This is a genomic window from Mycolicibacter sinensis, assembly GCF_001667375.1.
Lineage (GTDB): Bacteria > Actinomycetota > Actinomycetes > Mycobacteriales > Mycobacteriaceae > Mycobacterium > Mycobacterium sinense_A.
The window spans coordinates 19,963-46,803 of the sequence record NZ_LZIN01000105.1 but is presented as its reverse complement, the minus strand read 5'-3'; the positions used below and the strand labels follow the sequence as shown (position 1 = coordinate 46,803).

Sequence of the window (26,841 nt, the reverse complement as noted above, 5' to 3'; positions counted from 1 at the left end):
TATCAGGAAACAGGCGTTCTCAGAAATGGGGTGGTGGCGATGACGACAGGCGCAGGGCTTGAGCAGGTGGAGCGGCCGGTCAGCGCGCCGCCGGACCCGACCCGCCGGCGCGCCCCCCAGCAGCAACACGGCGTGGACATGTCCGACGGCATGTTCGGCTTGTCGTTGATGGCCGGCTCGGCCAACGTGATCATGCAGTTGGCGCGCCCGGGCGTGGGCTACGGGGTGCTGGAGAGCAAAGTCGACAGCGGCCGCGCGGATCTGCACCCGTTCAAGCGGGCCCGCACCACGATCGGCTATCTGGCGGTGGTGGCCTTGGGCAGTGCGGCCGAACGGCAGGCGTTCAAGGACGCGGTCGACGGGGCCCATCGGCAGGTCCGCTCCACTAAGGGCAGCCCGGTCAAGTACAACGCCTTTGACCCCGAACTGCAGCTGTGGGTGGCGGCGTGTTTGTACAAAGGCTCGGTCGACCTCTACCGGATGTTCTATGGCGAGATGGACGACGAGGCGGCCGAACGCCACTACCAAGAGGCCAAAATCTTCGGCACCGCGTTGCAGATGAAAGAGGAGATGTGGCCGGCGGACCGGGAGGCGTTCGACAAGTACTGGCAGGATCAGTTGAACACCAACATCCACATCGACGGCCCGATCCGCGATTACCTGTACCGCATCGCCGCGGTCCGGATGCGAGGCGTGACGCTGCCCGGCCCGCTGCACAAGCTGGTCGAGGGGCCGATGCTGTTCATCACGACTGGCTTTCTGCCGCAACGGTTTCGCGATGAGATGCGGCTGTCGTGGGATGCCGACAAGCAGCGACAGTTCGACGCCCTAATCGCCCTGCTGCGGATTGTCAACAACGTGACACCGGGGCCGCTACGGCGCTTCCCGTTCAACGCTCTGATGGCCGACATGCGGTGGCGGATGCGGACGGGCCGGCCGCTGGTCTGAGGCGGTCAGCTGCCGCTGCTGCGTCCCCTGGTTAGCGCCGTCAGGTAGTAGGACGTCAGGTAGAGCATGGCGAACAGGCCGGCCGACGAGATCGTCGCGATGACGAACTGCAGGCGCTGCCGTTGGGCGATCGGATAGCCGAACTTCGCTTCGCCGTAGCCGAGACCGACGCTGAACAATAGGCAGAAAGCGAGCGCCAGCAGAATCAGCTCTCGATCGTCTTGAAAATTGATTCTTTCGCGCCCAGGGAGCAATGAACTGCATAACGCGGCATCGAACGCCAGGGCGAAACCAGCGACTATCCACCACATCTTCGGAGGGGTGGCGATCAGTTCGTGACGCTGAAGTTTGGCGTTTGCATCTTTGGACTCGGCATTGATGTGAACTGGTTGGAAGGCGTAGATTCGGCCGCGAATCCGAATGTAAGGAGTAAAGGCGTATGCTGAGCCCACGGTCGTCAGCGTGACGATGAAAAGTAGCGCGAGGAGCATTTGCAAGTCGTTGTAAGAGCCAAGGATTACGAATATCGCGGCGAGGGCTGAAAGATACCAGTAAATACGACGCCGCGATTCCAGGGGCATTTTCAATCGGTCCACGCTGATTCCAGCCACGATGCACACACAAGCCGCAACTATGAACCCATTGCTCATTTAGTATCCCAAAATCCGATCGACTATTTCCTGTCCCGCTTGTGAGCCCCCGATTATTCCGGCGATCACTACGACGGGCACGACGATCTCAGGGGCGGCCACGAAGGACATCGCCAGTCCAGCGCCCCACGCACCGGCTTCACCGCCCACAAAACGGCCGCCGAATTCCGCGATCCCTTGTTGGGCCGAGATCTCGCCTGCCTTTATGTCCAGGAGGGATAGTGCTCCATCGAGTCCTATTGCCGCGTGCCCCAAGTCATTGCCGACTTTCGTCAGCGCATCGGCATCGGCTTTCGAGAACACGTGACCGTCGAGCGTGTGCCGTCCGGTAGGCAGAGTCGCGCCGCGCGTCTCCAAGCCTCCGCCCACAGCGGAAGTTGCATTCGAAAGCTGGTTGAAGAACTCCCTGGGCGGTGTCCCGTTCTTGATGGCGGTGATGGCCTGTTGGACACCTCCGGAGGAGACACCGTTATTGCGAAGGCGGTCGGCGAAGCTGTTGATCGCCAACGCGCGGGCGGCCGCTTCGGCGTCGTCGAGGGCCCGGGTGGCCTGGTCCGGTGTCATTGGCGGAAGGTCGGGGTGCAGCGCCCCGGATTCCAGCCGGCGTTGTAGGTCCAGTCGGTTGGCGGCATTGCTCCGTGCGTCACCGCCCAGCACCGGGTCCATCGGCAGCGGGCCGATGAAGTGGGCCATGCGGTAGTCCTCAAGTCGGTCACCCGCCAGGCGTCGAGCCTGAGGATCGGCGGCCGGATCGGTGACGGTGGCATAGTCGCGCAACCGCGCCGCGGCGGCCGCCTTCTCCGGCGTCATCTCGCCGGGGCTGTCCACCAACTCCTGATCGCGACCACGCTGGGTGGTGCCGTAGCTCCCGGCAGCCTGATCGGCCTGCTGGTCTTGGTTCGGTTGGCCGTCGCCGTCATAGCCGTGCAAAGGTGCCGGATCGTAACCAGCGGAGAGCAGTTTGGTGGTGGCCTCTTGCAGGACGGTGGCGTAGTCGTCGCGCAGCTTTTCGAGTTGATGCAGGATTCCGGCGGTATCGTCGACCGCGATCTCAAGCAACTCCGAGACGTCGGTGTCGGCCTCGTGCGCCAACAGAATCCCGATGCGGTCATCGATCGCCTGAAGCTGGGCCTCCAGAGCATTGATTTTTTCAGCCGCCGATTTCTGGGCCTCGGCCAGCGCCGCGGCGATGCCTTCCAAGTCGGTGCCGATCGCGGCGAGCTGGATTTGCTGCAGGTGCAAGGTGGTCGTGGCGCGTTGCACTTCGGCGGAGTCGTTGATCGGATGTTCACCGTTCTCCCGGTTCCAGGCGGCCTGGAACCGGCGGCGAGCTTCCGCGAACGCGGCGCTGGACTCGGCGGTGCATGAGCCCGCGTTGTGGAAGGCCTGCGCCAGTTCGTCGACGACGGCCGGGTTGCCGCTTTGTAGCGTGAGGTTGACCTGCCATGGATCCCCACCGGCAGCCGCGATCACCCACGGCAGGTTCAGGTATTGGAGTTGCACCGCACCGCGCGAAGTTCGGCCGCGTTTGCCTGGTCCATGTCGGTGAATCCGCGCCTGGCCAGGTGGGCTTTGTCGGCGAGATCGGCCAGCGTCCGGTGGTGGTCGTTGAGGGTGGAGATGTGCTCGGTGTGGCTGGCCGAGAGCGCCTGGTGGAAGACGTCGGCGGCTCCGAAGCTCCCGAAAATGCCTGTAGCGACGCCGTCCTGTCCCAGTGACGCTGCCCCGGCCCGGGCATGCTGTGCAGCACTGTGAGAATCCGACGCTCCCGCTTTCAGCATCGCCGGATCGACAAACACCGCAACCCCTCTCAGCTCAGTCATCGACAACTCTGGCAGCCGGCCCCGCCAGCGTCAATTCACCCGGCGATGATCGGGCTGATGCGCGCCTGTCCGCCGGTACGCTCATCCCCATGTCATCAGCCACGACGCCCGCCGCGCTGAGCGGCTATGAGGCGCGCTGGCAGCAGCACAACGCCGAACGCCGCACGCAGATCCTGCGGGCGGCGGTGCAGGTGATCGAGGACAGTCCCGCCGGCGCGGATATCTCGGTGCAGGCCATCGCCAAACGCGCCGGTGTCGCCAAGTCGGTGGTCTATCGACAGTTCAGCGGCAAAGACGAATTGGAGCGCCGGATCCGCTCGTATCTGATCGACGACTTCGCCGCGGTGCTCGACGCCAAGCTCGACGTCTCCAGCGGGTCGCTGCGGGAGATCCTCAACCGCTCGCTACTGGCGGTGGCCGACTGGATGGTCGACCACCAATCGCTGAACGAATTCGCCCGTCGCGGACCGGCTTTGGAAGGTTCGCAGGACGCCACCGAAGAGCTCAAGCGCCGCATCGCGCTGCGGGGGGCGGACGCCATCTCTTCGCTCGCCGAAGCCATCGGGATGGGCGGCGAGGTATTCGAGTCGGTGCCGTTCGTGGTCGTCACCATGGTCGATGCGACACTGGCGAGTTGGTTGTCGGAGTCCCCGCCGACCCGGTCCCGCACTCAGATGGCTGAAACACTGACCGACATCATCTGGTTCATCCTCGACGGCGCGGCCCGCTCGATCGGGGTGGCGCTGGACCCGGACGAGGAGCTGACCGCGGTGATCGAGGCCCTGCAACGGTCCTGAGGAACTACCCTTGGGGCGCAGCGGCTTTCACAGGGCGCGCGCGATGATCTCCTTCATGATTTCGTTGGTGCCGGCGTAGATTTTCTGGACTCGCTGGTCGGTCCACATCCGCGAGATCGGGTACTCGGTCATGTAGCCGTACCCGCCGAATAGTTGCAGGCACTCGTCGGCGACGTGCATGGCGCGGTCGGTGGTCCACCACTTGGCCATCGCCACGGTGGGGATGTCGAGTTCGCCGCGGATGTGCTGTTCGATGCAGTCGTCGATGAACACCCGGGCGATCTTTGCCTCGGTGGCCACCTCAGCTAGCTTGAACTTGGTGTTCTGAAATCCGAAGATCGGCCGCCCAAACGCCTGACGTTCCTTGGTGTAACGCAGCGTGTGCTCCAGCGCGGTCTCCATCCCGGCCACCGAGCCGACCGCGATGACCAGCCGTTCCTGGGGAAGTTGTTGCATGAGCTGGATGAACCCCTGGCCCTCCACGGTGCCGAGCAGGTTGGAGACCGGGATCCGGACGTCGTCGTAGAACAGTTCGGAGGTGTCCTGGCCGCGCTGGCCGATCTTGTCCAGCGACCGGCCGCGCCGGAAGCCCGCGCGGTCCGCCTCGACCAGCACCAGGGAGATGCCGCCGGCGCCTTCGGCGGTCTCGGTCTTGACCACCGTAATGATCAGATCCGCCTGCTGGCCATTGGTGATGAACGTCTTGGAGCCGTTGACCACGTACTCGTCGCCGTCGCGGGTGGCGCGGGCCCTGACGTTCTGCAAGTCCGAGCCGGTGCCCGGCTCGGTCATCGCGATAGCGCCGACGACCTCGCCGCTGGCCATCTTCGGCAGCCAGGTCTTCTTCTGTTCCTCGGTCCCGTAGGCCAGCAGGTAGTGGGCGACGATGGTGCTGTGCACGCTGACACCCCAGGCGGTGTCGCAGACGCGCGCCTGCTCCTCCATCAGCACCGCTTCGTGGGCGAACGTGCCGCCGCCGCCGCCGTACTCCTCAGGAATTGAGAGGCACAGCAACCCCAGCTCGCCGGCATTGTTCCACAGGTCGCGGTCGACCTGGTGCTGTCCGATGAACTTCTCGATGTTGGGGGCGATCTCCTTTTCGCAGAAGGCGCGAGCCAGCTCGCGCAGCGCGTCGAGGTCGTCGGTCATCCAGGGGGAGCGGCGGTTGGACACGGCGGTTCCTTATCGAAAGGTCCCGGTGATTTACCGAGACGTACGGTCCCATCAAATTGGTTCAAGGTACTCGACCGCAGCGCCGGGATCAAGAGGAACGATTCGTTCCCAAAAAAAACCTGTGAAAAAACTTGACGTCAGATCGGGACAGCCCTACAATGACGCTACCGTCAAAAGAAAAAGAGCGACGGTTTCTAACAAGGGAGGATGTCATGAAGTTCCGTGCACTGGGTGTGGCGGTAGGTGGCGCTGCGGCAGCGGCGTTCCTGGCGGCCGGGACTGCCAACGCCGATACGGCCGAAACGCCGGCGCCGACGTGGACGCCGGTCTACCAGACCGACACCGCGGAGGTCCTGCAGCAGGCGAACTCGTTCATCAACACCTGGGCCGTCGGGTCCACTTTCGTCAACGGCGACACCACGCTGGTAGGAACCACGTACCTCACGCCGTCGACCGGTGGGCTCAACACCCTGTTCATCGACGAGGCCACCAAGGACGTCTACAACCAGAATCAGTTGGGTCTGGGATTCACCAACCTGTACTACGACGCCGACGGTGACGGCAAGGACGTCGTCGACATCCTGAAGACGCCGTTCGGAAACATCAACATGTCCTCGATGGCGTGGCTGTTCACCCCGGAAGACATCTCAAAGCTGCACGAGGCCTCGCCGGACAAGGCGCTGGAGAACGCCGGACTGTACAGCGCGCTGAACCTGGCGTATGGCAAGGACATTCCGGAGAACCTGACCTGGACGCCGGTGTACGGCACCGATGACGCGCAGTTGCTCGTCGACAAGGATCCGTTCTCGCAGACCTGGAAGCTGGATGCCACCTTCGTTCCCAGTGAGGGCGACACGCTGGTTGGCACCAACTACCTCACGGAGTCGCTGTTCGGCGCCGGGATCAACAACGTGTTCGTCACCGACGATGGGGACGTCTACGCCCAGAACCAGCTGGGCTTCGGCTTCACCAACCTCTACTACAACGCCGCCGGTGACGACACTGCCGCCGTCGACTTCCTGAAGACGCCGTTCGGCAACTTCGACATGTCGTGGGCGGCGTCGTGGTTCGCGCCGGCCGACTACTCCGACGTCGACGTGATCACGCCCGACGCCGACCTGGCAGCCGCCGGTCTGTACAGCGCGCTCGACCTCGGCTTGCTGACGCCGGACGCGTAACCGACCACAACAGCACGCACGAATGCCCCGGTTCGCCGGGGCATTTCGTGTTTGCGGGACCTGTTAGCGCACCACTTCGCGTTGGACCGCATCGATCCGCCGGGTCCAGCCGCGAGCGTCGAGGTACTCCAGTAGCGGGATCATCACCCGCCGGGTGGTGTGCAGCGCTTGTCGGGCCTGGCTGGCGGTGAACGGCTGATCCAGCCGAGCAAGCTCCCGCATCGCCAGGGCGGGCGCGGTCGGCAGCAGCACCAGGTGATCGGTGAGCCGCAACAGCCGCCCGACCCGTTCGGCCGCCGCCAGCTCACGGGTGCCCAGGTGCAGGGCGGCCAGGTCGTCGGCTTCCGGTGCACGGAACGGATCGGCGGCCAGCCGCGATTCGAGCTCGGCGATCGCGGCGTCGGCCGGGCCCAGATCGCCGGGCAGGCCGGGCAGCCGGATCAGCCCGTGGTGCTGCTCCAGCCCGGCGCTGGCGACGACGTCGTCGAGCAGGACCGGATCGGGGAGGGCCAACGTGTCAACGGCTGCGCCCCGGGACAGCCCGGCGGCCAACGGATCCCGCTGCCGCAGTTCGCGCACTTCGGCCTGCAGGCGCTCCCGCCAGGCGTCGTAGGTGGGGGCATGCACCCACCAGTCGCCGATCACCCGGACGCCGGCGGGCACCGTGGTGCAGTCGCAGCCCAGAATGTGCAATCGTTGTCGGGTGACCGCGCCACGCCGCGCCACCTCGGCGTGCGCCCGGCCGGCGTGATCGTCCAGATCCAGGCAGGCCAGTGCGGCAGACCGCCGGCCCGCATCGCCGCGCCGGTGCAGGACGGGCGGGTCGGCGTCAAGAACCAGCACCCCGCCGAGGATTCGGCGGCTGCCGGGGTTGCGCAGCAGCAGTCGGTCGCCGGGGATCAGTGGCAGCGGGCGCTGCAGGGTGAGCCGGGCATGGTCGTCGTCGAAACACCGCAATCTGGCTGGTACCGCCGCGGTTCCGATGTGCACCGTGAGCTGCTCCGGCGCCGTGCCCAGCCCAGCTCCGGTGCTGCGCCGCACGTCGATGATCCCGGTGCTGCGCCAACTGTCCGGCGTGGTCAGCGCGGCACCGCGATGCACAGCATCGACGGCGATGCCGCGCAGGTTGACCGCGACCCGGGCCGTGGGCGCAACACTGGTCATCGGTTCACCGCAGCACTGCAGAGCTCGGATGGCGACCGGCGTCGGTCGTTCCCCGGCGAGCAGGTCCAGATGGTCGCCACGGGTCAACGTGCCGGAAGTCAGCGTGCCGGTCACGACCGTCCCGGCCCCGCTGACCGGAAACACCCGATCCACCCACAGCCGCACCCGCCCGTCGGCTCGAGGCGCCGGCACGCCGGCCAGTACGTCATCGAGGGCGGTGCGTAGCTGGTCCAGCCCGGTGCCGCCGACCGCCGACACGGCGACGACCGGGGCATCGCACAGGCCGGTTCGGGCCAGTTCGATTCGGGCTTGCTCCGAGACTTCATCGACACGTTGCGCGGTGGCCCGATCGGCGCGGGTGAGCACCACCAGGCCGTGCGAAACACCCAGGGCGGCAACGGCGTCGCGGTGATCATCGGACTGCGCACACCAGCCCTCGTCGGCGGCGACCACGAAGCACACCACCGGCGCGGGCCCGAGCCCGGCCAGCGTGTTGGGTAGAAACCGTTCGTGGCCCGGCACGTCGACGAAAGCGACCTGCCGGCCGGACGGCAGCCTGGTCCAGGCGAAGCCCAGATCGATGGTCAGCCCGCGGCGGCGCTCTTCGGCCCAGCGATCGGGCTCCATGCCGGTGAGTGCCCGCACCAGGGTGGATTTGCCGTGATCGACGTGGCCGGCGGTGGCGACTACGAACATGGTCGGAACACGCTCAGCCGATCCGGTCGAGGGCGGTGCGCACCGCGGCCAGCAGCCGCTCGTCGTCGGCTTCGGGCACACACCGCAGATCGAGCAGGCAGGCGGCGTCGTGCACCCGGGGCAGTACCGCGGGCTCGCCGGTGCGCAGCGCGGCGGCGGCGGCCTCGGGCAGCCGGACCGCCCAGCCCGCCAGTGGCACCCCGGGGGCGCCGCCGCCCCCGACGCGGCCGTCGTGGGCGATCACGGTCGCTCCCACCGCGGCGGCCAACCGCTCGGCGCGGGCGCGCAGCTGGCCGGGATCGGCGTGCAGGGCCCGGGTCACCGGGGGAGCGGCACCGGCGACGGTGGCCTCGAGTGCGGCCAGGGTGAGTTTGTCGGCGCGGACCGCGCGGGCCAGCGGGTGCCGCGCCAGCCGGGTGAGAATCTCGGCGCGGCCCAACACCATTCCGGCCTGCGGCCCGCCGAGCAGCTTGTCGCCGCTGGCAGTGACGACATCGGCGCCGTCGGAGAGCGCGGTGGCCGCATCCGGCTCGTCGGGCAGCAGCGGGTCGGGCCCCAGCAGTCCGCTACCCAGATCGGCCACCAGCGGCACCTCGTGTTGGTTTGCCAGCGGCCGTAATTCGCGCAGCCCGACGGCGGCGGTGAAGCCGTGCACGACGAAGTTGCTGGGATGGACCTTGAGGATGCAGCCGGTCTGCGGCCCGAGGGCTTCGGCGTAGTCGCGCAGGTGGGTGCGGTTGGTGGTGCCCACTTCGCGCAGCGTCGCGCCGGTCGAGGCGATCAGGTCCGGCAGCCGGAAGCCGGCGCCGATCTCGATCAGCTCACCCCGGCTGACCACTACCTCTTTGCCGGCGGCCAGCGCGGTGGTGGCCAACACCAGGGCGGCGGCACCGTTGTTGACCACCAGCGCGTCCTCGGCGGCCGGGCAGGCGGTCAGCAGCGCGGCCCGGGTGGCGACACCGCGCTTGGACCGGGCGCCGGTGGTCAGGTCGAGTTCGACGTCCACATAGCCGCTGGCCGCCACCAGCGCGTCGACTGCCGCCTTCGATAGCGGGGCGCGACCGAGGTTGGTGTGTACCACTACGCCGGTGGCGTTGAGCACCGGCCGCAGGCTGGTTGCCGAACTGTGTGAAAGCTGCTCCAGCAACGAGGATTTCACCTGCTCAGGATCAAGATCGCCGCGCCGCGCCCGCTCCTGGGCGTCGCGCACCAGGGCGTGGACGACGTGGTCGCCCAGCCGGGTGCGTGCTGAAAGGACTTCGGGCAGCGCCAGCAGCGCGTCGGTGCGCGGAATGCCGCGACGCGGATCGATCTGGCTCACTGGCGCCTCCTATGGCGGAGGCGGACGGGAATCGAACCCGCCAGGCCGAGCTACTCGGCCTCACCGGTTTTGAAGACCGGGGAGCCCACCAGGACCCAAACGCCTCCGGGGATCAACCTATCGGCTGAGGTGCCCACGTGCGGCAAGTCACATCCGTCTCGGGCGTCCCGTGGCGGGACCATGGGGGTCTTTCGAATTGGATATCGCATGCGGTATCGCTTTCCGACGCCCTCACCTGCCTGGTGCTGCGTCAGGGGACACTGAACGGATGAATCCAGATGTCGTCCGGCTGACCGGCTACGCGCACGGCGGCGGCTGTGCCTGCAAGATCCCGCCCGGCGAGCTGGAGGACGCGGTGCGCGGCCTGACCGGGCAGGCGCACGACCGCGTCCTGGTCGGTCTCGACGACGGCGACGACGCGGCCGCCGTGCTGGTGCGTGACGACCTCGCGGTGCTCTCGACGGCGGACTTCTTCACTCCCGTCGTCGACGACGCCTACGACTGGGGCCGAATCGCCGCCGCCAACGCGCTTTCCGACATCTATGCGATGGGGGGGACGCCGGTGGTCGCGATCAACCTGGTCGGGTGGCCGCGAGAGACGCTTCCCCTCGAGCTGATGACCGAGGTGCTGCGCGGCGGACTGGCGGTGGCGCAGCAGGCGGGCTGCCCGGTGATCGGCGGGCACTCCATCGACGACCCGGAGCCGAAGTACGGCATGGCGGTCACCGGGGTGGCCGATCCGAACCGGTTGCTGCGCAACGACGCCGCGGAACCCGGGCTGCCGCTGACGTTGACCAAACCGATCGGAGTGGGGCTGCTCAACAACCGGCACAAACGCACCGGTGAGGTGTGCGCCGAGGCGGTGTCGGTGATGATCGAGCTGAACCGCGACGCCGCGCAGGCCGCGTTGTCGCACGGTGTCCGGGCGGCCACCGACGTCACCGGCTTCGGACTGCTGGGTCACCTCCACAAGATGTGTCGGGCCTCGGGCGTGGGTGCGGTGATCGACCATGCGGCGGTACCGGTCATCGAGGACGCCCGCGCGGCGTTGCGTGACGGCTACGTCTCCGGCGGCAGCCGGCGCAACCTGGACTGGGTGCGTCCGCACCTGCGCCCCGGCCCCGGAATCAGCGAGGATGCGCTGCTGCTGCTGGCCGACGCCCAGACCTCCGGCGGTCTGCTGGTTGTCGGGGAGCTTCCCGGGTATCCGGTGATCGGGCATACCGTGACCGGAGGCGGAATCGAGGTGCGATGAGCAAGTTCAAAGTCGGCGATCACGTGCGGTGGAACTCCGAGGCCGGGCACGTGACCGGCAAGATCACCAAGGTCCATACCAAAGACACCGAATACAAGGGCCACACCCGACGCGCCAGCCCCGATGAGCCGCAGTACGAGATCAGAAGCGACAAGACCGACCACATCGCCATGCACAAGGGATCGGCGCTGGAGAAACTGAAGGACTGAAGTCCGCTCAGCCCGCCGTGGTGATCGAATCCCCGGTGATGCCCGCGGCCCGGCGTTCCGCCAGTCGGCGCTTTTGCGGCTCGATGGTGTAGCGCGGGTCCTTCGCCGATTCCATCCCGGCCTCGAACACCCCGAACCGGGTCAGCGCGGACGCTGCCAGCAGCGCCAGCCCCGACACCGCCGCCACCGCCCGGTTCCGCCCGCCCAGCAGCGTCCCGATACCGCCGGCCACAGCCAGCAGTTCGCTGGCGCGCAGCATCGCCCCCGCCCGGCCCTGGCGCAGCGGTTCGGCGGCGATCGGGTCCATCCGGTGCTCCATCGCGCGGGTGGCGATCACATCACCGAGCACTCCCAGCACCGCCAGCCGGCGCGCCGGGCCGGCCTCGCCCACCGGCGTGGTCAGCATCGCCAGGCCTCCGGACGCCAGGCTCGCCGAGCTGACGAACACGAACGGCAGGTCGCGGTGCGCGCCGTGCCAGGTCGGGGTGGCGGTGTCGCCCAGCAACGCCGCGGTGTAGACGGCCAGCGGCGCGGCGAACACGGCGGCCTCCAGCCCGGCCGGGCCCTCGACGGCGCGCAGCACCCCGCGCAGCTGGCCCAGCGGCAGCCGCTCACCGGTCATCCGGTCGACCTCGGCGACGGCCGCCACCCCGGCGCCGGCACCGAACAAGGACAGGATCCAGGAGCCCAGGTTCATCGGTGAGGTCAGCTTGATGGTGCGCAGCATGTTGACGAAGCGCTCCGGGCGACCCAGGTCGCTGATCAGCGCCGCCGCGCTCAACACGATCGCCACCAGCGCGGCCAGCCGGGAGTTGCGGCGCAACATCTTTCGGTCGGTGAGCTGGGCGCCGGCAGCCAGCAGACCCGAGCCGCCGGCCAGGCCGCCGAGAAACAGATAGGCGGCGATCTCATGCGACCACGGCGCGGGCTTGACCACCGGGCGCCCGTAGTAGGAGGTGAACTGCACGTCGGGCACCATCGGCATCTCGCGGCCACCGTCACCGCCGCCCCGTCGCCGGCGTCTGCCGCCGCCACGCCGCGAACCGCTCGCTGCCGTGCTCACGAGCGTCCCAGGAACGCCACGGCGGCGGCGGCCAGCATCCCGGCCGCAGCCACTGCGGACCGTTTGAACATCGCCGGCAGGTCCGCGGTGCCCACCCGCGGGTCCGGGGGCAGGCCGTAGACCTCTGGCTCGTCGAGCAGCAGGAAGACCGACCCGGTGCCGCCGACTCCGTCGTGTTCATTGGCGCCGTAGAGCCGGGCTTCGGTGCGGCCCAGCGCGTGGAGTCGGGCCACCCGTTCCCGGCCCTCGGCGACGAGATCGTCGTGGTCGCCGAACTTGATCGATTCAGTCGGGCAGGTCTGGGCGCACGCCGGGATCTGCCCGTCGAGGAGCCGGTCATAGCAGAGCGTGCACTTCTGGGCGACCCCTGACTTGGACACCGGCTCGGCGCCGCGGGCGGTCTTCGGCGCCGCGGTGCCGTCGGTGCGGCGCTCGATCACCCCGAACGGGCACGCCGGCACGCAGTTGCCGCAGCCGTTGCAGACGTCGTCCTGCACCACGACCGTTCCGAACTCGGTGCGAAACAGCGCGCCCGTCGGGCAGACATCCAGACACCCCGCGTGCGTGCAGTGCTTACACACGTCCGAGGACATCAGCCAGCGGAACTGATCTGTGTCCGGAGGTGCGGTATTCTCTTCGCCGCCCGGCATTTTCGGCATGCCGAGGCTGATCAGCTGCCGGCCCGACTCGCGAGCCTCCTCGATCGCGTCGCGGCCCTGTTCGATGAACGCGACGTGTCGCCAGGTGTTGGCGCCCAGCGCGCCGGTGTTGTCATAGGACGACCCGAGCAGCTCCAGCTCGCCGTCGGCGGGGTTGTGGTTCCACTCCTTGCAGGCCACCTCACAGGCCTTACAGCCGATGCAGATCGAGGTGTCGGTGAGGAACCCCTTGCGCGGATGCTGCGGCGACCACCGGGCGTCGGCGACAGGGTCGGAAGGTCCGGACAGTTGGCCCATCAGCCCCGCCTTTCCGGGTCGATATCGGTGTTGCCGGTCTCTGGCGTTGCGCCGGAACGGCTTTGGTACTCGGCGATCAGGCGCAGCAGTTCCGCGCCGTGCGGCCGCCGGCCCGGCCGGATGTCACAGGAACCGGCCTTGGACTCCTGGATCTGCACGTTGGGGTCCAGGGTCACCCCGAGCAGATCGTTGGCGGCATCGCCGCTGACCACCGCGTCGCCGCCGACACCCCAGTGATACGGCAGCCCGATCTGGTGCACGGTATGCCCGCCCACGATCAGCGGCGTCATCCGGTCGGTCACCAGCACCCGCGCCTCAATCGCCGCCCGCGGCGAAATGATGGTTGCCCAGCCGTAGTTCTCCAGACCCCGCTCGGCGGCCAGCGCGGGGGAGACCTCGCAGAACATCTCCGGCTGCAGCTCGGCCAGATAGGGCAGCCAGCGGCTCATCCCGCCGGCAGTGTGGTGCTCGGTGAGGCGGTAGGTGGTGAACACGTACGGGTAGACGTCGGCGCCCGGCTCGCCGGCGCTCGGAGCCGACAGATTATCCTTGCGGGGGAACGTGATTCGCGCGGGATTGCGCTGTTGCCGATACACCGGGTTGGCGATCGGGGACTCCTGCGGCTCGTAGTGGGTCGGCAGCGGACCGTCCACCACGCCCTTCGGGGCGAATAGCCAGCCCTTGCCGTCGGACTGCATCACGAACGGGTCGTCGCCGGCCAATGCGTCGGGCCCGCCCAGCGCCGGGTCCGGCCGGGTACCCGGCGCGCGATCGATGACGAAGTCGGGAACATCGTCGCCGGTCCAGCGGCCCGACTCGGCATCCCACCAGATATAGCGTTTGCGCTCACTCCACGGCACCCCATCGGGGTCGGCCGAGGCGCGGTTGTACAGGATCCGCCGGTCGGCCGGCCAGGCCCAGCCCCACTGCGACTGACTGCGACTGGGACCGCCGCCCGGCGCGCGGCGGGCAGCCTGGTTGACGCCGTCGGCGTACACCCCGGTGTAGATCCAGCAGCCGGCGGCGGTGGATCCGTCGGCGCGCAGCTCGGTGTAGGACGACAGCGGGACGCCTTCCGCGCCATGGCCGTTGATCTCGGCCAGCACGGACTCCGGATCGGGGTCACCGTGGTCATCGACCGGGTAATCCCAGACCAGATCCAGCAGCGGCCGATCCCGCGGATCGGTCGACCCGGCCAGCTTGGCGCGAATCCGGTTGCCCAACTCGACAAAGAACTGCAATTCGCTGATGCAGTCCCCCGGTGGGGCGACCGCCTGGTGGCGCCATTGCAACAGCCGTTGAGTCTGGGTGAACGTCCCGGCTTTCTCGACGTGGCCGGCGGCCGGCAGGAAGAACACCTCGGTCTCGATGTCTTCGGTGCGCAGCTCCCCGGAGGCGATCTCGGGGCCGTCCTTCCACCAGGTGGCCGACTCGATCAGGTTGAGGTCGCGCACCACCAGCCACTTCAGGTGCGACATTCCCATCCGCTGCTGGCGGCCGTTGGCCGAGCCGACGGCCGGGTTCTGGCCGAGCAGGAAGTAGCCCTCCACTTCGTCGGCGAGCATTCCGGTCACGGCTTGATAGGTCCCGTGCGGTCCGGTCAGCCGGGGCAAGTAGTCGAATGCCCAGTCATTTTCGGCGGTCGCGGCGTCGCCCCACCACGCCTTGAGCAGACTGACCAGATACGCGTCGGCGCTCGCCCAGAATCCCTTCTGGCTCTTGGATCCGACCCGGTCCAGGTACTTGCCCAGGGTGTCGTCGCGCCCGGCCTTGGGCATCGGCAGATAGCCGGGCAGCATGTCGTAGAGCGTCGGGATATCGGTGGAGCCCTGAATGCTGGCGTGCCCGCGCAGCGCCATGATCCCGCCACCCGGCCGGCCGACGTTGCCCAGCAGCAGTTGCAGGATCGCCGCGGTGCGGATGTACTGCGCGCCCAGGGTGTGCTGCGTCCAGCCCACCGCGTAGGCGAAACAGGTGGTGCGCTCGCGCCCCGAGTTGGCCGTGACCGCGTGGGCCAGGTATCCGAACGTCTCGGGGTCGATGCCGCAGACCTCCTGGACCATCTCGGGGGTATAGCGCGCGTAGTGCCGCTTGAGGATCTGGAAGACCGTGCGCGGGTGCTGCAGAGTTTCGTCGCGCTGCACTCGATGGTGTTCGAGTGCCGGGCCGCCGCTGCCGAACGTCTCGCCGACCGCGCGCGCCGATGCGCTGGTGCCGTGCTCATGGCCGCCCCCTGGCGAGCCGATGTCGTCGTCGCCGGCCTCGCGGCTCTGGTACGCCCAACTCGACGGGTCGTACTGGCCGGTCTTGGGATCGAAGCCGGAAAACAGCCCGCCCAGATCTTCGGTGTCGCGGAAGTCTTCACTGACCAACGTCGCGGCGTTGGTGTAGGCGAGCACGTACTCACGGAACCACAGGTCGTGGGTGAGCACATGGTTGATCAGGGCGCCCAGTAGCACCACATCCGAGCCGGCCCGGATCGGGACGTGCTTGTCGCACACCGCCGAGGTTCGGGTGAACCGCGGGTCGACGTGGATCACCACCGCGCCGCGGGCCCGCGCCTCCTCCACCCACTGGAAACCCACCGGATGGCACTCGGCCATGTTGGAACCCTGGATGACGATGCAGTCGGCATTCGCCATGTCTTGCAGGCTTTGCGTCGCGCCACCGCGACCGAAAGAGGCTCCCAGACCGGGAACCGTGGAGGAGTGTCAAATACGAGCTTGGTTGTCGATCTGTACCGCGCCGGCGGCGGTGAGGAGCTTCTTGATGACGTAGTTCTCTTCGTTGTCCAGCGTGGCGCCGCCCAGCGAAGCGATCCCCATGGTGCGCCGCAGCGGCCGGCCGTCGGCGTCGGTGTCTTGCCACTTGTTCCGGCGTGACGCGATGAACCGGTCTGCCACCATGTCGATCGCGGTGTCCAGCTCCAGCGGCTGCCATTGCGTGGCGCGCGGCGCCCGATACAGCACGCTGATCTGCCGGCCGGGGGAGTTGACCAGCTGCTCGCTCGCGGCGCCTTTGGGACACAGGCGCCCCCTGGAGATCGGCGAGTCCGGATCGCCTTCGATCTGTACGACCTTCTCGTCTTTGACGTAGACGCGCTGGCCGCATCCGACCGCGCAATACGGGCAGACGCTTTGCACCACCCGGTCGGCGGTCGCGGTTCGCGGCGCGATGGCACGGGTGCGTTCGGAGGTGACGGCCGGCCCGCGGCCGAGCAGGTCACCGGTGCGCAGTTGCCGGATTACCGGCCACTCCAGGAATTTTCGCTGAACCATCCCTGCAGAGTAGTCCCGGTGTGCGCGAGCGACGCGCTGTTCGGCGGCAACCGAGGCCGATGAGAACCCGAGCCGGGATGATGGAGCGATGAGTCGGATAACCCAGCGCCGGCGGGTCAGCCACCTTGTCGCCGGTGACGCGACCCAGCGGTCCGAGACCTTGGCGGTCGAGGAACCGCTGGAAATCCGGCTGGGCGGCACGCCGCTCACGGTCACGATGCGCACGCCCGGCTCGGATATCGAGCTGGCGCAGGGCTTTTTGCTCACCGAGGGGATCATCTCGGGTCGCGATGACGTGCTCAGCGCCCGATATTGCGGCCGGCCGGACGGAACGAACACCTACAACGTGCTGGACGTGACGCTGGCCCCGGGCGTTCCCGCGCCCGCGGTGGACGTCACCCGCAACTTCTACACCACCTCGTCGTGCGGTATCTGCGGCAAAGCCTCACTGGAAGCGGTGCGACTCGCCAGTCGCCACGACCCGGGCGACGACCCGGTGCGCGTCACCGCGGCGGCACTGACAGCGATGCCGGATCAGCTGCGGGCCGCACAGGACGTCTTCGCCACCACCGGCGGTCTGCATGCCGCGGCGCTGTTCGACTTCACCGACGGCGGCACCATGCGGGTGGTTCGCGAGGACGTCGGCCGGCACAACGCCGTCGACAAAGTGATCGGGTGGGCCCTCGAGAACGGCCACGTGCCGCTGACCGGGGCTGTGCTGCTGGTCAGCGGGCGGGCGTCATTCGAGCTGACCCAGAAGGCGGTGATGGCCGGGATTCCGGTCCTGGCTGCGCTCTCCGCGCCGTCATCCCTGGCCGTCGACCTGGCCGCCGACTGCGGACTGACCCTGGTGGCGTTTCTGCGGGGGTCGTCGATGAACGTCTACAGCCGCCCCGACCGCATCATCGGCTGAACACCGCAATCGCGGAGATAACCCCGGTCAACGATTCGTAGATCCTGTTAGATTCCGGACAGTCGGTCCTCAAATATTGAGCAGACCGGCTCCCCCGGGCGTACCGTCGTTGCGTGCCTCTCGGGAACCGGACCGGGGTGGTTCGCGACTAACCGGTAGTAGAGAAAGGAGTGCGGTGATGAGTTTGTTGGATGCCCATATTCCGCAGTTGGTGGCCTCGGAGTCGGCGTTTGGGGCTAAGGCGGCGTTGATGCGGTCGACGATGGCGCAGGCCGAGCAGGCGGCGTTGTCGGCGCAGGCGTTTCACCTCGGTGAGGCGGCGGCGGCGTTTCAGGGGTCGCATGCGCGGTTTGTGGCGATGGCGGCGCGGGTGAATGCGTTGCTGGATATGGCGCAGGCGAATTTGGCGGATGCCGGCAGTACGTATGTTGCGGCTGATGCGGCTGCGGCTTCTGGTTACACCGGGGTTTAGGGAGGTTTTGTTCGATGTCGCAGATTATGTACAACTACCCGGCGATGTTGGCCCATGCGGCTGAGATGAATGGGTATGCGGGCACGTTGCAGGCGGTGGGCGCGGATATCGCCAGTGAGCAGGCGGCGTTGTCGGCGGCGTGGCAGGGCGATACGGGGATGACGTATCAGGCCTGGCAGGTGCAGTGGAATCAGGCGATGGAGGAGTTGGTGCTGGCTTATCGTGCGATGGCGAGCACGCATGAGACCAACACCATGATGATGAACGCCCGCGACACCGCCGAAGCGGCCAAGTGGGGCTGAGTGGTCGGCAGCCCGTAGTAATCGGGGATTCCACGCTGGTTACTGCGGCGTAGGGTCACTGGAATGCCTGTAATGCGTAGTGACGGTGATAGCTGGGACATCAACACGAGCGTCGGTTCGACCGCCTTGTTCGTGGCCACCGCCCGGGCCTTGGAAGCCCGCAAACCCGAACCGTTGGCGGTCGATCCCTATGCCGAGTTGTTCTGCCGCGCGGCCGGCGGGGACTGGCAAGCTGTGGTCGAGGGCAACCTCCTCGACCATCAGTTGTTGACCAGCGATTTCGGGGAGCACTTCGTCAACTTCCAGGGTGCGCGCACCCGCTACTTCGACGACTACTTCCGCCGCGCCGCCGACGCCGGGGTGCGCCAGGTGGTCATCCTGGCGGCCGGGCTGGATTCTCGCGCCTACCGATTGGACTGGCCGGACGGGACGACGATCTACGAACTGGACCAGCCCCAGGTGCTGGCCTACAAAAGCTACGTGCTCTCTCAGCGCGGCATCCGGCCGACAGCGGAGCGGCGCGAGGTCGCCGTCGACCTTCGTGAGGACTGGCCCGCGGCGCTTGTCGCCAGTGGCTTCGATCGGGCCCAGCCCTCGGCGTGGATCGCCGAGGGCCTGCTGATTTACCTTCCGGCCGACGCGCAGGAGCAGTTGTTCACCGGCATCGACGGCCTGGCCGCTCCGGGCAGCCAGGTAGCGGTCGAGGACGGCGCTCCGCTGTCCGACGAGGACTTCGCCGCCGCGGTGGAGGCCGAAGTGGCGGCCGACGACGACACTCGCACTTTCCACCGGTTGATCTACAACGAACGCTGCGCGCCGGCCGATGAGTGGTTCGGCGCGCGGGGCTGGACCGCAGTGGCGACGCCGCTGGCGGATTACCTGCGCGAGCTGGGCCGGCCCGTCCCGGGGCCGGGTACCGAGGCCGGGCCGATGGTCGCGCGGAACTCACTGGTCCGGGCGGTCAAAAAGTAGGAGAGGTCGGCTGTTGCCGGAGAACTCGGTGCGGTACCGTGCCGTGATAACGAAAATGATTTTCAATAAGGAGTCTGGTATGGGGTGGAACGGTGGCCGCGCGCTCGGCCCGGGTCCGGGCGCCCGCAAGGCGCGGATAACGGTGACGCAAGCCACCCGGCGATCGCCTCGACCCACCTCGACAGTTAGCTTATGCAATGCTAACTTCAGCCGAGTTAGCTTAGGCAACACTTGCGAAGGGGCGAGCCACGCATGACCAACGGTGACGCGGCTCTATTGACACCGCAACCACGGGTCGACGAGGAAACCCTCAGCAGGTTCGCCACCTGCTGCCGTGCCCTGGGCATCCCGGTTCACCAGCGGCAACGCCCCGCGGACCTGACTGCGGCCCGCGCCGGCTTCGCCGCGCTGACCCGAATCGCGCACGAGCAGTGCGACGCCTGGGCCGGCCTGGCCGCCGCCGGCGACCAGTCACCGCGGGTGTTGGCCGCCGTGTCGGCGACCGCCGCCAGTGCCGGGGCGCTGCAGCGGCGACTGGACCTGCCGGCCGGCGCGCTGGGCTTCCACTACGACACCGGGCTGTATTTGAAGCTGCGCGCCACCGACGCCGATGACTTCCACCTGGCCCACGCCGCCCAGCTGGCGATGGCCGGTCGCTGCGCGGAGGCCAACGAGCTGGTCGCCGAGATCACCCAGCGGCGTCCGGGGTGGAACGACGCGCGCTGGCTGGCGATCGCGGTGAACCACCACGCCGGGCGCTGGTCGGACATGGTCAAACTGCTGACCCCGATCGTCAACGACGCCGACCGCGACGAGCTGTTCACCCACGCCGCCAAGATTGCCCTCGGCATCGCCCTGGCCCGACTCGGCATGTACGCCCCGGCGCTGTCCTACCTCGAGGAGCCGGACGGGCCGATCGCCGTCGCCGCCACCGACGGGGCGCTGGCCAAAGGGCTGATCCTGCGGGCGCAGGGCGACGACGAGACGGCCGAAGAGGTGCTGCAGGACCTCTACGCCGCCAACCCGGAGAACGAACAGGTCCAGCACGCCCTGCTGGACCACAGTTTCGGGATCGTCACGACCACCGCCGCGCGGATCGAGGCCCGGACCGATCCCTGGGACCCCGAGACCGAGCCGAGCGCCGAGGACTTCATCGACCCGGCCGCTCATGAGCGCAAGGCCGAGCTGCTGGCCGAGGCCGAACGTGAGCTCGGCGAGTTCATCGGCCTGTCCGAGGTCAAGAACCAGGTGCAGCGGCTCAAGAGCTCGGTGGCCATGGAGGTGGTGCGCAAGCAGCACGGCCTGGCCGTGGGGCAGCGCACCCACCACCTGGTGTTCGCCGGACCGCCCGGAACGGGTAAAACCACCATCGCCCGCGTGGTGGCCAAGATCTATTGCGGCCTGGGGCTGCTGAAGAAAGAGAACATCAAAGAGGTGCACCGTGCCGACCTGATCGGTCAGCACATCGGCGAGACCGAGGCCAAGACCAACGCGATCATCGACAGCGCGCTGGACGGCGTGCTGTTCCTCGACGAGGCCTACGCGCTGGTGGCCACCGGCGCCAAGAACGACTTCGGCCTGGTCGCCATCGACACCCTGCTGGCGCGGATGGAGAACGACCGGGACCGCCTGGTGGTGATCGTCGCCGGCTACCGCGCCGACCTGGACCGGTTCCTGGACACCAACGAAGGTCTGCGGTCGCGCTTCACCCGCAGCATCGACTTCCCGTCCTACCAGCCGCCGGAACTGGTCGAGATCGCCTACAAGATGGCCGAGCAGCGCGACAGTCGCTTCGAGCAGTCCGCGCTCGAGGAGATGCAGGCACTGTTCGGCCAGCTGGCCGAGGCGTCGCACCCCGACGCCAATGGGATCGCCCGGCGCAGCCTCGACATCGCCGGCAACGGCCGGTTCGTCCGGAACCTCGTCGAACGCTCCGAGGAGGAGCGCGAGTTCCGGCTCGACCATTCCGAACAGTCCGGTACCGGTGTGTTCACCGATGAGGAGCTCATGACCATCACGACCGAAGATGTCCGTTACTCGGTGACGCCGTTGCTGCGTGGCCTGGGTCTGGAGGCCAACGCGTGAGCGCCACTTCCCAAGACCCGGAGGAGCGGCGCTCGTTCGCATCCCGCACCCCGATCAACGAGAACCCCGACCGGGTCGAGTACCGAAGGGGTTTCGTCACCAAGCACCAGGTCAGCGGCTGGCGGTTCGTGATGCGGCGGATCGCCTCCGGCGTGGCTCTGCATGACACCCGGATGCTGGTGGAGCCGCTGCGCTCTCAGGCGCGTGCGGTGCTGATGGGTCTGCTCGTGCTGGCCACCGTGGCCGGCGGCTGCTTCGTGTTCACCCTGATCTGGCCCAACAGTGCCGCGGCCAATGACCCGGTGCTGGCGGACAAGTCGACCTCGGCGCTGTACGTGCGGGTCGGCGACCAGCTGCACCCGGTGTTGAACCTGACTTCCGCGCGGCTGATCGCCGGCCGCCCGGTCAACCCGACCGCGGTGAAAAGCGCTGGGCTGGACAAGATTCCGCGTGGCAACCTGATCGGTATCCCCGGTGCCCCGGAGCGGATGGTGCAGAACACCAGCCGTGACGCGGACTGGACGGTGTGCGACTCGGTGGCCGGTACGGCCGCCGGGACGACGGTGATCGCCGGGCCGCTGGGCGACGGCGGATCCCGGGCCGGCGCGCTTGATGCACAGCATGCCGTGCTGGCAGACAATGGTGCCGGCGCCTGGCTGCTGTGGGAGGGAAAACGCAGCCGGATCGATCTGTCCGACCGGGCCGTCACCGGCGCGCTCGGGCTCGGTGAGCGAGGCACGGCAGTCCCCACGCCGCGGTCGATCTCGACCGGCCTGTTCAACGTGATCCCGGAGGCGCCCGCGCTGACCGCGCCGGTGATCCCCGGCGCCGGCGACCAGCCGTCGTACGACCTGCCGGGGGCCGCACCGGTGCCGGCGGTGGTGGCGGCGCACGCCCTGGAGGGCAACGCGCAAGGGACGCTGCGCTACTACGCGGTGCTGCCCGACGGCCTGCAGCCGATCTCCGGTGTGCTCGCCGCCGTGCTGCGCAACACCGACTCGCACGGGCTGGAGCGGCCGCCGCTTCTCGGCGCCGACGACGTCGCGCGGTTGCCGGTCTCGCGCGCCCTGGACACCTCCCGCTTCCCCGAGCAGCCGGTCAGCATCACCGATTCGGTGGCCGCCCCGCTCACGTGTGCGCACTGGAGCAGAGCGGCGGGGGCCAGCACCAGCTCGCTGACGCTGCTGTCCGGCTCCTCGCTGCCGCTGCGCGACGGAGTCCGCACCCTGGATCTGGTCGGCGCCGGAGTCGGCGGCACCGCCGCCCGGGTCGCCCTGGCCCCGGGAACCGGCTACTTCACCCAGAGTGTCAGCGGCGACCCGACCGCCAATCCGGCTGGGGGCCCGCTGTTCTGGATCTCTGACACCGGGGTGCGCTACGGGGTCGACACCGAGGCCGGTACCACCGGTGGCGACGGGGACACCGTGTCGGCGCTCGGGCTGAGCCAGCCCGCGCTGCCCATCCCGTGGTCGGTGCTGGCGCAGTTCGCCCTCGGGCCCACCTTGTCGCGCGCCGACGCGCTGCTGGCCCACGACGCACTGGCGCCGGATCAACGGCCCGTCCGCCGCGCTACCACCGAGCTGGGTGCCACCGACGGGGGAGAGACCCGATGAGCCGACTGATCTTCGAGGCGCGGCGCCGGCTGCCGGCGCCGCCCACCGACAAGGGCACCATCACCATCGAGCCGCCTCCCGAGTTGCCCAGGGTGGTGCCGGCGTCGTTCCTGCAGCGGGCGCTGCCGGTGGTGATCGTGATCCTGATCGTCGGCATGGTGATCGCCATGGTCGCCACCGGTATGCGGTTGATCTCCCCGGTGATGCTGTTCTTCCCGTTCGCCCTGCTGGTGGCGGCGGCCGGCATCTACCGCGGCGGCGACAAGAAGGCCCGCACCGTCGAGGTCGACGCCGAACGGGCCGACTACCTGCGCTACCTGTCGGTAGTGCGGGACAACATCCGGGGTTCGGCCGCCAAGCAGCGCGCCGCCGCGGAGTGGTCGCACCCGGAGCCGTCGGATCTGGCCGCGGTTCCCGGCTCGCGGCGGCAGTGGGAGCGCGACCCGCACGACGAGGACTTCCTGGTGGTGCGCACCGGGCGGCACTCGGTGCCGCTGGCCAGCGCGGTGCGGGTCACCGACACCGCCGACGAGATCGACCTGGAGCCGGTGTCGCACAGCGCATTACGCAGCCTGCTCGACACCCAGCGCACGGTGCGCGACGTGCCCGTCGGCCTGGACCTGACGAAGGTGTCCCGGATCACCGTGCTGGCCGATTCGGCTGACGACGTGGCCGGTGCGGTGCGGGCCTGGGTCGCTCAGGCCGTCACCTGGCACGACCCCACCATGCTCGGGGTGGCGCTGGCCAGCCCCGAGCTGGAAAGCCCGGCCTGGTCCTGGCTGAAGTGGTTGCCGCACATCGACATTCCCGGCGCCATCGACGGCGTCGGCCCGGCCCGCTACCTGGCGAGCAGCGCCGAGGAGCTGGCCGTGCTGCTGGCTCCGGCGCTGGCCGAGCGTCCGCCGTTCACCGGGGAGCCGGCCGAGACGGCGCGGCACCTGCTGGTGATCATCGACGACCCGGACTTCGACCTGGCCGCCTCCTCGCTGGGCGCCGCCCGGGCCGGGGTCACCATCGTGCAGCGCAGCAGCGTCGCACCGAACCGCGAACAGTACTCCGACCCCGAGCGCCCGATCCTGCGGATCAGCGCTGACGGGGAGTCCATCGACCGCTGGCAGACCGGCGGCTGGCAGCGCTATGTGGATCAGGCCGACGCCCTCGGCGCCGAGGAGGCCGCCCATCTGGCGCGGCGGCTGTCCCGTTGGGACTCCAACCCGACGCACGCCGGGCTGCGTTCGGCGAGCACCCGCGGGGCGACTTTCACCACCTTGCTGAACATCCCCGACGCCTCCCGCCTCGACGTGCCCGCGCTGTGGGCGCCGCGGAGCCGCGACGAGGAACTGCGGGTTCCGATCGGGGTCACCGCGACCGGCGAGCCGCTGATCTTCGACCTCAAGGACGAGGCCGAGGGCGGGATGGGCCCGCACGGCCTGATGATCGGCATGACCGGCTCCGGCAAGTCGCAGACGCTGATGGCGATCCTGCTGGCGCTGCTGACCACGCACCCCGCGGACCGGCTCATCGTGATCTACGCCGACTTCAAGGGTGAGGCCGGCGCCGACATCTTCCGGCACTTCCCGCAGGTCGTCGCGGTCATCTCCAACATGGCCGAGAAGAAGTCGCTGGCCGACCGGTTCGCCGACACCCTGCGCGGCGAGGTGGCCCGGCGTGAGCTGCTGCTGCGCGAGGCCGGCCGCCAGGTGCAGGGCAGCGCGTTCAACTCGGTGACCGAGTACGAGGCCGCGATCGCCGCGGGCCACGATCTGGCCCCGATCCCGACGCTGTTCATCGTCGCCGACGAGTTCACCTTGATGCTCGCCGATCACCCCGAGTACGCCGAGCTGTTCGATTACGTTGCCCGCAAGGGCCGTTCGTTTAGGATCCACATCCTGTTCGCCTCGCAGACCCTGGACGTCGGCAAGATCAAGGACATCGACAAGAACACCTCCTACCGGATCGGTCTGAAGGTGGCCAGCCCCAGCGTCTCTCGGCAGATCATCGGGGTGGAGGACGCCTACCACATCGAATCCGGCAAGGAGCACAAGGGCGAAGGCTTCCTGGTGCCCGCCCCGGGCGCGGCGCCAATCAAATTCCGCAGCACCTACGTCGACGGCATCTACGACCCGCCGCGGCAATCGCGAGCCGTGGTGATGCACGCGATTCCGGAACCCAAGCTGTTCACCGCCGGTGCGGTGGCCTCCGGTGCGGAGACCACTATCGTGGCCGAGAACGACGAGGAGACGTACGCGCCGCCGCGCAAGCTGATCGCGACGATCGGTGACCAGCTGGCGCACTACGGCCCGCAGGCTCCGGTGCTGTGGCTGCCTCCGCTGGACGACACCATCCCGCTGGCCGAGACCTTGGCTCGCGCTGGAATCGGCGAGCGGCAGCTGCGCTGGCCGCTGGGCGAGATCGACAAGCCGTTCGACATGCGCCGCGACCCGCTGGTTTTCGACGCCCGCTCGGCCAGTGGCAACATGCTCATCCACGGCGGGCCCAAGTCCGGGAAAACGACTGCGCTGCAGACGTTCATCATGTCGGCGGCCAGTCTGCACTCGCCGCGTGAAGTCACCTTCTACTGCCTGGACTACGGCGGCGGGCAGCTGCGTGCGCTCGAGGACCTGGCCCACGTGGGCAGTGTCGCGTCCGGGCTGGAGCCCGAGCGGATCCGCCGCACGTTCGGCGAACTCGAGCAGTTGCTGACCGCCCGCCAGCAGCGGGAGGCGTTCCGGGACGGCAGTATCGGCTCGCTCAACGACGGGTACGGCGAGGTCTTCCTGGTCATCGACAACCTGTACGCGTTCAGCCGGGACAACACCGACCAGTTCAACACCCGTAACCCGTTGCTGGCCAAGGTGACCGAGCTGGTCAATGTCGGTCTGGCCTATGGCATCCACGTAATCGTCACCACCCCGAGCTGGCTCGAGATACCGCTGGCGATGCGCGACGGGCTGGGGTTGCGCCTCGAGCTCAAGCTGCACGACCCGCGCGACAGCAACGTCCGGGTGGCCGGGGCCCTGACCCGTCCCGCCGAGGCGGTGCCGGCCAATCAGCCGGGCCGCGGCCTGACCGTGGCCGCCGAGCACTTCCTGATCGCCCAACCGGATCTGAGCCAGATCGCCGACATCAATGCCCGCCACCCCGGGCTGGCCGCGCCGCCGGTGCGACTGCTGCCGACGAACCTGGCGCCCGAAGAGGTCGGGACGCTGTGGCCGGGCTCGGAGCGGATCGTCATCGGTCAGCGCGAAGAGGACCTGGCACCGGTGGAGTTGGACTTCACCGACAACCCGTTGGTGATGGTGCTCGGGGACAGCAAGTCCGGCAAGACCACCCTGCTGCGGCACATCATCCGCACCGTGCGGGAGAACAGCACCGCCGAGCAGGTGGCGTTCACCGTGCTGGATCGCCGGCTGCACCTGGTCGACGAACCGCTGTTCGCAGACAACGAGTACACCGCCAACGTCGACCGGGTGATCCCGGCGATGCTCGGCCTGTCCGCGCTGATCGGCTCGCGCCGGCCGCCGGCCGGGCTGTCGACCGCCGACCTGGCCGGGTGGACCTACCAGGGGCACACCCACTACCTGATCATCGACGACGTCGACTCGATCCCGGACTCCCCGGCGCTGACCGGGCCGTACGCCGGTCAGCGGCCGTGGACCAACCTGATCGGGCTGCTGTCCCAAGCCGGTGATCTGGGGCTGCGGGTGATCGTGACCGGCCGGGCCACCGGGTCGGCCCACGCGCTGATGACCAACCCGCTGCTGCGTCGCCTCAACGACCTGCAGGCGACCACCCTGATGTTGTCGGGCAACCCGGCCGATTCCGGCAAGATCCGCGGCCAGCGGTTCGGCAGGTTGCCGGCGGGCCGGGCGATGCTGCTCGGCGACAGCGACGAACCCACTTATCTGCAGCTGGTCAATCCATTGTTCAGCCAGAGTCTGACGCGCTGACGCGCAACGAAGTACGAAGCGAT

At 68.3% G+C, this 26,841-nt stretch carries 21 protein-coding genes and 1 tRNA gene; 12 read left to right on the top strand and 10 right to left on the bottom strand.

Translation table 11 applies throughout. The features are described 5' to 3' along the window. Positions 1 to 39 precede the first annotated feature (39 nt). Positions 40 to 948 carry an oxygenase MpaB family protein gene (locus A5771_RS20940; RefSeq protein ID WP_064857170.1) on the top strand — a complete coding sequence of 303 codons (909 nt, stop codon included), beginning with the start codon at positions 40 to 42 and terminating at the stop codon, positions 946 to 948. A 5-nt stretch (positions 949 to 953) separates the two neighbouring features. Here the strand turns inward: A5771_RS20940 and A5771_RS20935 are convergent, their stop codons facing one another. From A5771_RS20935 to A5771_RS20925, 3 genes are read right to left on the bottom strand one after another with little or no spacing between them, the layout of a single operon-like run. After that, on the bottom strand, positions 954 to 1,598 hold the full coding sequence (locus tag A5771_RS20935; RefSeq protein WP_064857109.1) for a hypothetical protein: 645 nt from the start codon (positions 1,596 to 1,598) through the stop codon (positions 954 to 956). Next, positions 1,599 to 3,071, bottom strand: a complete 1,473-nt coding sequence (locus A5771_RS20930) for a hypothetical protein (protein WP_131808962.1) — start codon at positions 3,069 to 3,071, stop codon at positions 1,599 to 1,601. An 11-nt stretch (positions 3,072 to 3,082) separates the two neighbouring features. Continuing rightward, a complete protein-coding gene (locus A5771_RS20925; RefSeq protein ID WP_234783150.1) occupies positions 3,083 to 3,421 on the bottom strand; it encodes a DUF2563 family protein in 339 nt (112 codons plus the stop codon). 89 nt (positions 3,422 to 3,510) lie between these two features. On the opposite strand from A5771_RS20925, the gene A5771_RS20920 reads away from it, so the two are divergent. Further along, complete coding sequence (locus tag A5771_RS20920) at positions 3,511 to 4,218, top strand: TetR/AcrR family transcriptional regulator (protein WP_082947369.1); 708 nt, start codon at positions 3,511 to 3,513, stop codon at positions 4,216 to 4,218. Positions 4,219 to 4,245: 27 nt separating this feature from the next. Here A5771_RS20920 and A5771_RS20915 read toward each other — a convergent pair whose 3' ends face one another. Beyond that, on the bottom strand, positions 4,246 to 5,367 hold the full coding sequence (locus tag A5771_RS20915) for an acyl-CoA dehydrogenase family protein (RefSeq protein ID WP_064857107.1): 1,122 nt from the start codon (positions 5,365 to 5,367) through the stop codon (positions 4,246 to 4,248). A 236-nt stretch (positions 5,368 to 5,603) separates the two neighbouring features. Here A5771_RS20915 and A5771_RS20910 point away from each other — a divergent pair, with 236 nt between their 5' ends. Further along, complete coding sequence (locus A5771_RS20910) at positions 5,604 to 6,569, top strand: hypothetical protein (protein WP_064857106.1); 966 nt, start codon at positions 5,604 to 5,606, stop codon at positions 6,567 to 6,569. A 63-nt stretch (positions 6,570 to 6,632) separates the two neighbouring features. Here the strand turns inward: A5771_RS20910 and selB are convergent, their stop codons facing one another. The 3 genes from selB to A5771_RS20895 form a co-directional block, all read right to left on the bottom strand. Further along, complete coding sequence (selB, locus tag A5771_RS20905; protein WP_064857105.1) at positions 6,633 to 8,429, bottom strand: selenocysteine-specific translation elongation factor; 1,797 nt, start codon at positions 8,427 to 8,429, stop codon at positions 6,633 to 6,635. A 13-nt stretch (positions 8,430 to 8,442) separates the two neighbouring features. Beyond that, positions 8,443 to 9,750, bottom strand: a complete 1,308-nt coding sequence (gene selA / locus A5771_RS20900; protein WP_064857104.1) for an L-seryl-tRNA(Sec) selenium transferase — start codon at positions 9,748 to 9,750, stop codon at positions 8,443 to 8,445. 12 nt (positions 9,751 to 9,762) lie between these two features. Further along, positions 9,763 to 9,857: transfer RNA gene (locus A5771_RS20895), tRNA-Sec, on the bottom strand. A 161-nt stretch (positions 9,858 to 10,018) separates the two neighbouring features. Between A5771_RS20895 and selD the strand changes: the two genes are divergently transcribed. Together selD and A5771_RS20885 are read left to right on the top strand one after the other, a co-directional pair. Beyond that, a complete protein-coding gene (selD, locus tag A5771_RS20890) occupies positions 10,019 to 11,005 on the top strand; it encodes a selenide, water dikinase SelD (RefSeq protein ID WP_064857103.1) in 987 nt (328 codons plus the stop codon). Further along, on the top strand, positions 11,002 to 11,214 hold the full coding sequence (locus A5771_RS20885; protein ID WP_064857102.1) for a DUF2945 domain-containing protein: 213 nt from the start codon (positions 11,002 to 11,004) through the stop codon (positions 11,212 to 11,214). Before selD ends, A5771_RS20885 begins: the two co-directional genes overlap by 4 nt. Before the next feature lie 7 nt (positions 11,215 to 11,221). Here A5771_RS20885 and nrfD read toward each other — a convergent pair whose 3' ends face one another. The 3 genes from nrfD to fdh form a co-directional block, all read right to left on the bottom strand. Then, positions 11,222 to 12,199, bottom strand: coding sequence for an NrfD/PsrC family molybdoenzyme membrane anchor subunit (gene nrfD, locus A5771_RS20880; protein ID WP_234783152.1), 978 nt, complete (start codon positions 12,197 to 12,199; stop codon positions 11,222 to 11,224). Positions 12,200 to 12,273: 74 nt separating this feature from the next. Then, positions 12,274 to 13,233 carry a 4Fe-4S dicluster domain-containing protein gene (locus tag A5771_RS20875; RefSeq protein WP_064857100.1) on the bottom strand — a complete coding sequence of 320 codons (960 nt, stop codon included), beginning with the start codon at positions 13,231 to 13,233 and terminating at the stop codon, positions 12,274 to 12,276. Continuing rightward, entirely contained in the window at positions 13,233 to 16,511 is a 3,279-nt protein-coding gene (gene fdh, locus A5771_RS20870) for a formate dehydrogenase (RefSeq protein WP_234783149.1), read from the bottom strand. Before fdh ends, A5771_RS20875 begins: the two co-directional genes overlap by 1 nt. An 88-nt stretch (positions 16,512 to 16,599) precedes the next feature. On the opposite strand from fdh, the gene fdhD reads away from it, so the two are divergent. The 7 genes from fdhD to eccCa all read left to right on the top strand — a co-directional run bounded on the left by fdhD (position 16,600) and on the right by eccCa (position 26,818). After that, complete coding sequence (fdhD, locus tag A5771_RS20860; RefSeq protein WP_064857097.1) at positions 16,600 to 17,424, top strand: formate dehydrogenase accessory sulfurtransferase FdhD; 825 nt, start codon at positions 16,600 to 16,602, stop codon at positions 17,422 to 17,424. Between the two features lie 178 nt (positions 17,425 to 17,602). Further along, a complete protein-coding gene (locus A5771_RS20855; protein ID WP_064857096.1) occupies positions 17,603 to 17,896 on the top strand; it encodes a hypothetical protein in 294 nt (97 codons plus the stop codon). Between the two features lie 14 nt (positions 17,897 to 17,910). After that, positions 17,911 to 18,198, top strand: coding sequence for a WXG100 family type VII secretion target (locus A5771_RS20850; protein ID WP_064857090.1), 288 nt, complete (start codon positions 17,911 to 17,913; stop codon positions 18,196 to 18,198). A gap of 72 nt (positions 18,199 to 18,270) precedes the next feature. Next, on the top strand, positions 18,271 to 19,170 hold the full coding sequence (locus A5771_RS20845; RefSeq protein ID WP_064857095.1) for a class I SAM-dependent methyltransferase: 900 nt from the start codon (positions 18,271 to 18,273) through the stop codon (positions 19,168 to 19,170). A 252-nt stretch (positions 19,171 to 19,422) separates the two neighbouring features. After that, positions 19,423 to 21,255: a type VII secretion AAA-ATPase EccA gene (gene eccA, locus A5771_RS20840; protein ID WP_064857094.1), complete on the top strand. Its 1,833-nt coding sequence runs from the start codon at positions 19,423 to 19,425 to the stop codon at positions 21,253 to 21,255. Then, positions 21,252 to 22,868, top strand: a complete 1,617-nt coding sequence (gene eccB / locus A5771_RS20835; protein WP_064857093.1) for a type VII secretion protein EccB — start codon at positions 21,252 to 21,254, stop codon at positions 22,866 to 22,868. The genes eccA and eccB overlap by 4 nt, the downstream gene beginning before the upstream one ends. Continuing rightward, positions 22,865 to 26,818: a type VII secretion protein EccCa gene (gene eccCa / locus A5771_RS20830; RefSeq protein WP_064857092.1), complete on the top strand. Its 3,954-nt coding sequence runs from the start codon at positions 22,865 to 22,867 to the stop codon at positions 26,816 to 26,818. The genes eccB and eccCa overlap by 4 nt, the downstream gene beginning before the upstream one ends. The last annotated feature ends 23 nt before the right edge of the window (positions 26,819 to 26,841 follow it).

Coding starts and splice junctions, on each gene's coding strand:
- fdhD (WP_064857097.1), top strand. CDS start 16,600: ATGAGTCGGATAACCCAGCGCCGGCGGGTCAGCCACCTTGTCGCCGGT.
- nrfD (WP_234783152.1), bottom strand. CDS start 12,199: ATGCCGATGGTGCCCGACGTGCAGTTCACCTCCTACTACGGGCGCCCG.
- A5771_RS20935 (WP_064857109.1), bottom strand. CDS start 1,598: ATGAGCAATGGGTTCATAGTTGCGGCTTGTGTGTGCATCGTGGCTGGA.
- A5771_RS20875 (WP_064857100.1), bottom strand. CDS start 13,233: ATGGGCCAACTGTCCGGACCTTCCGACCCTGTCGCCGACGCCCGGTGG.
- A5771_RS20885 (WP_064857102.1), top strand. CDS start 11,002: ATGAGCAAGTTCAAAGTCGGCGATCACGTGCGGTGGAACTCCGAGGCC.
- selD (WP_064857103.1), top strand. CDS start 10,019: ATGAATCCAGATGTCGTCCGGCTGACCGGCTACGCGCACGGCGGCGGC.
- eccA (WP_064857094.1), top strand. CDS start 19,423: ATGACCAACGGTGACGCGGCTCTATTGACACCGCAACCACGGGTCGAC.
- A5771_RS20850 (WP_064857090.1), top strand. CDS start 17,911: ATGTCGCAGATTATGTACAACTACCCGGCGATGTTGGCCCATGCGGCT.
- A5771_RS20925 (WP_234783150.1), bottom strand. CDS start 3,421: ATGACTGAGCTGAGAGGGGTTGCGGTGTTTGTCGATCCGGCGATGCTG.
- A5771_RS20915 (WP_064857107.1), bottom strand. CDS start 5,367: ATGACCGACGACCTCGACGCGCTGCGCGAGCTGGCTCGCGCCTTCTGC.
- A5771_RS20940 (WP_064857170.1), top strand. CDS start 40: ATGACGACAGGCGCAGGGCTTGAGCAGGTGGAGCGGCCGGTCAGCGCG.
- A5771_RS20855 (WP_064857096.1), top strand. CDS start 17,603: ATGAGTTTGTTGGATGCCCATATTCCGCAGTTGGTGGCCTCGGAGTCG.
- A5771_RS20910 (WP_064857106.1), top strand. CDS start 5,604: ATGAAGTTCCGTGCACTGGGTGTGGCGGTAGGTGGCGCTGCGGCAGCG.
- eccCa (WP_064857092.1), top strand. CDS start 22,865: ATGAGCCGACTGATCTTCGAGGCGCGGCGCCGGCTGCCGGCGCCGCCC.
- A5771_RS20845 (WP_064857095.1), top strand. CDS start 18,271: ATGCGTAGTGACGGTGATAGCTGGGACATCAACACGAGCGTCGGTTCG.
- A5771_RS20920 (WP_082947369.1), top strand. CDS start 3,511: ATGTCATCAGCCACGACGCCCGCCGCGCTGAGCGGCTATGAGGCGCGC.
- selB (WP_064857105.1), bottom strand. CDS start 8,429: ATGTTCGTAGTCGCCACCGCCGGCCACGTCGATCACGGCAAATCCACC.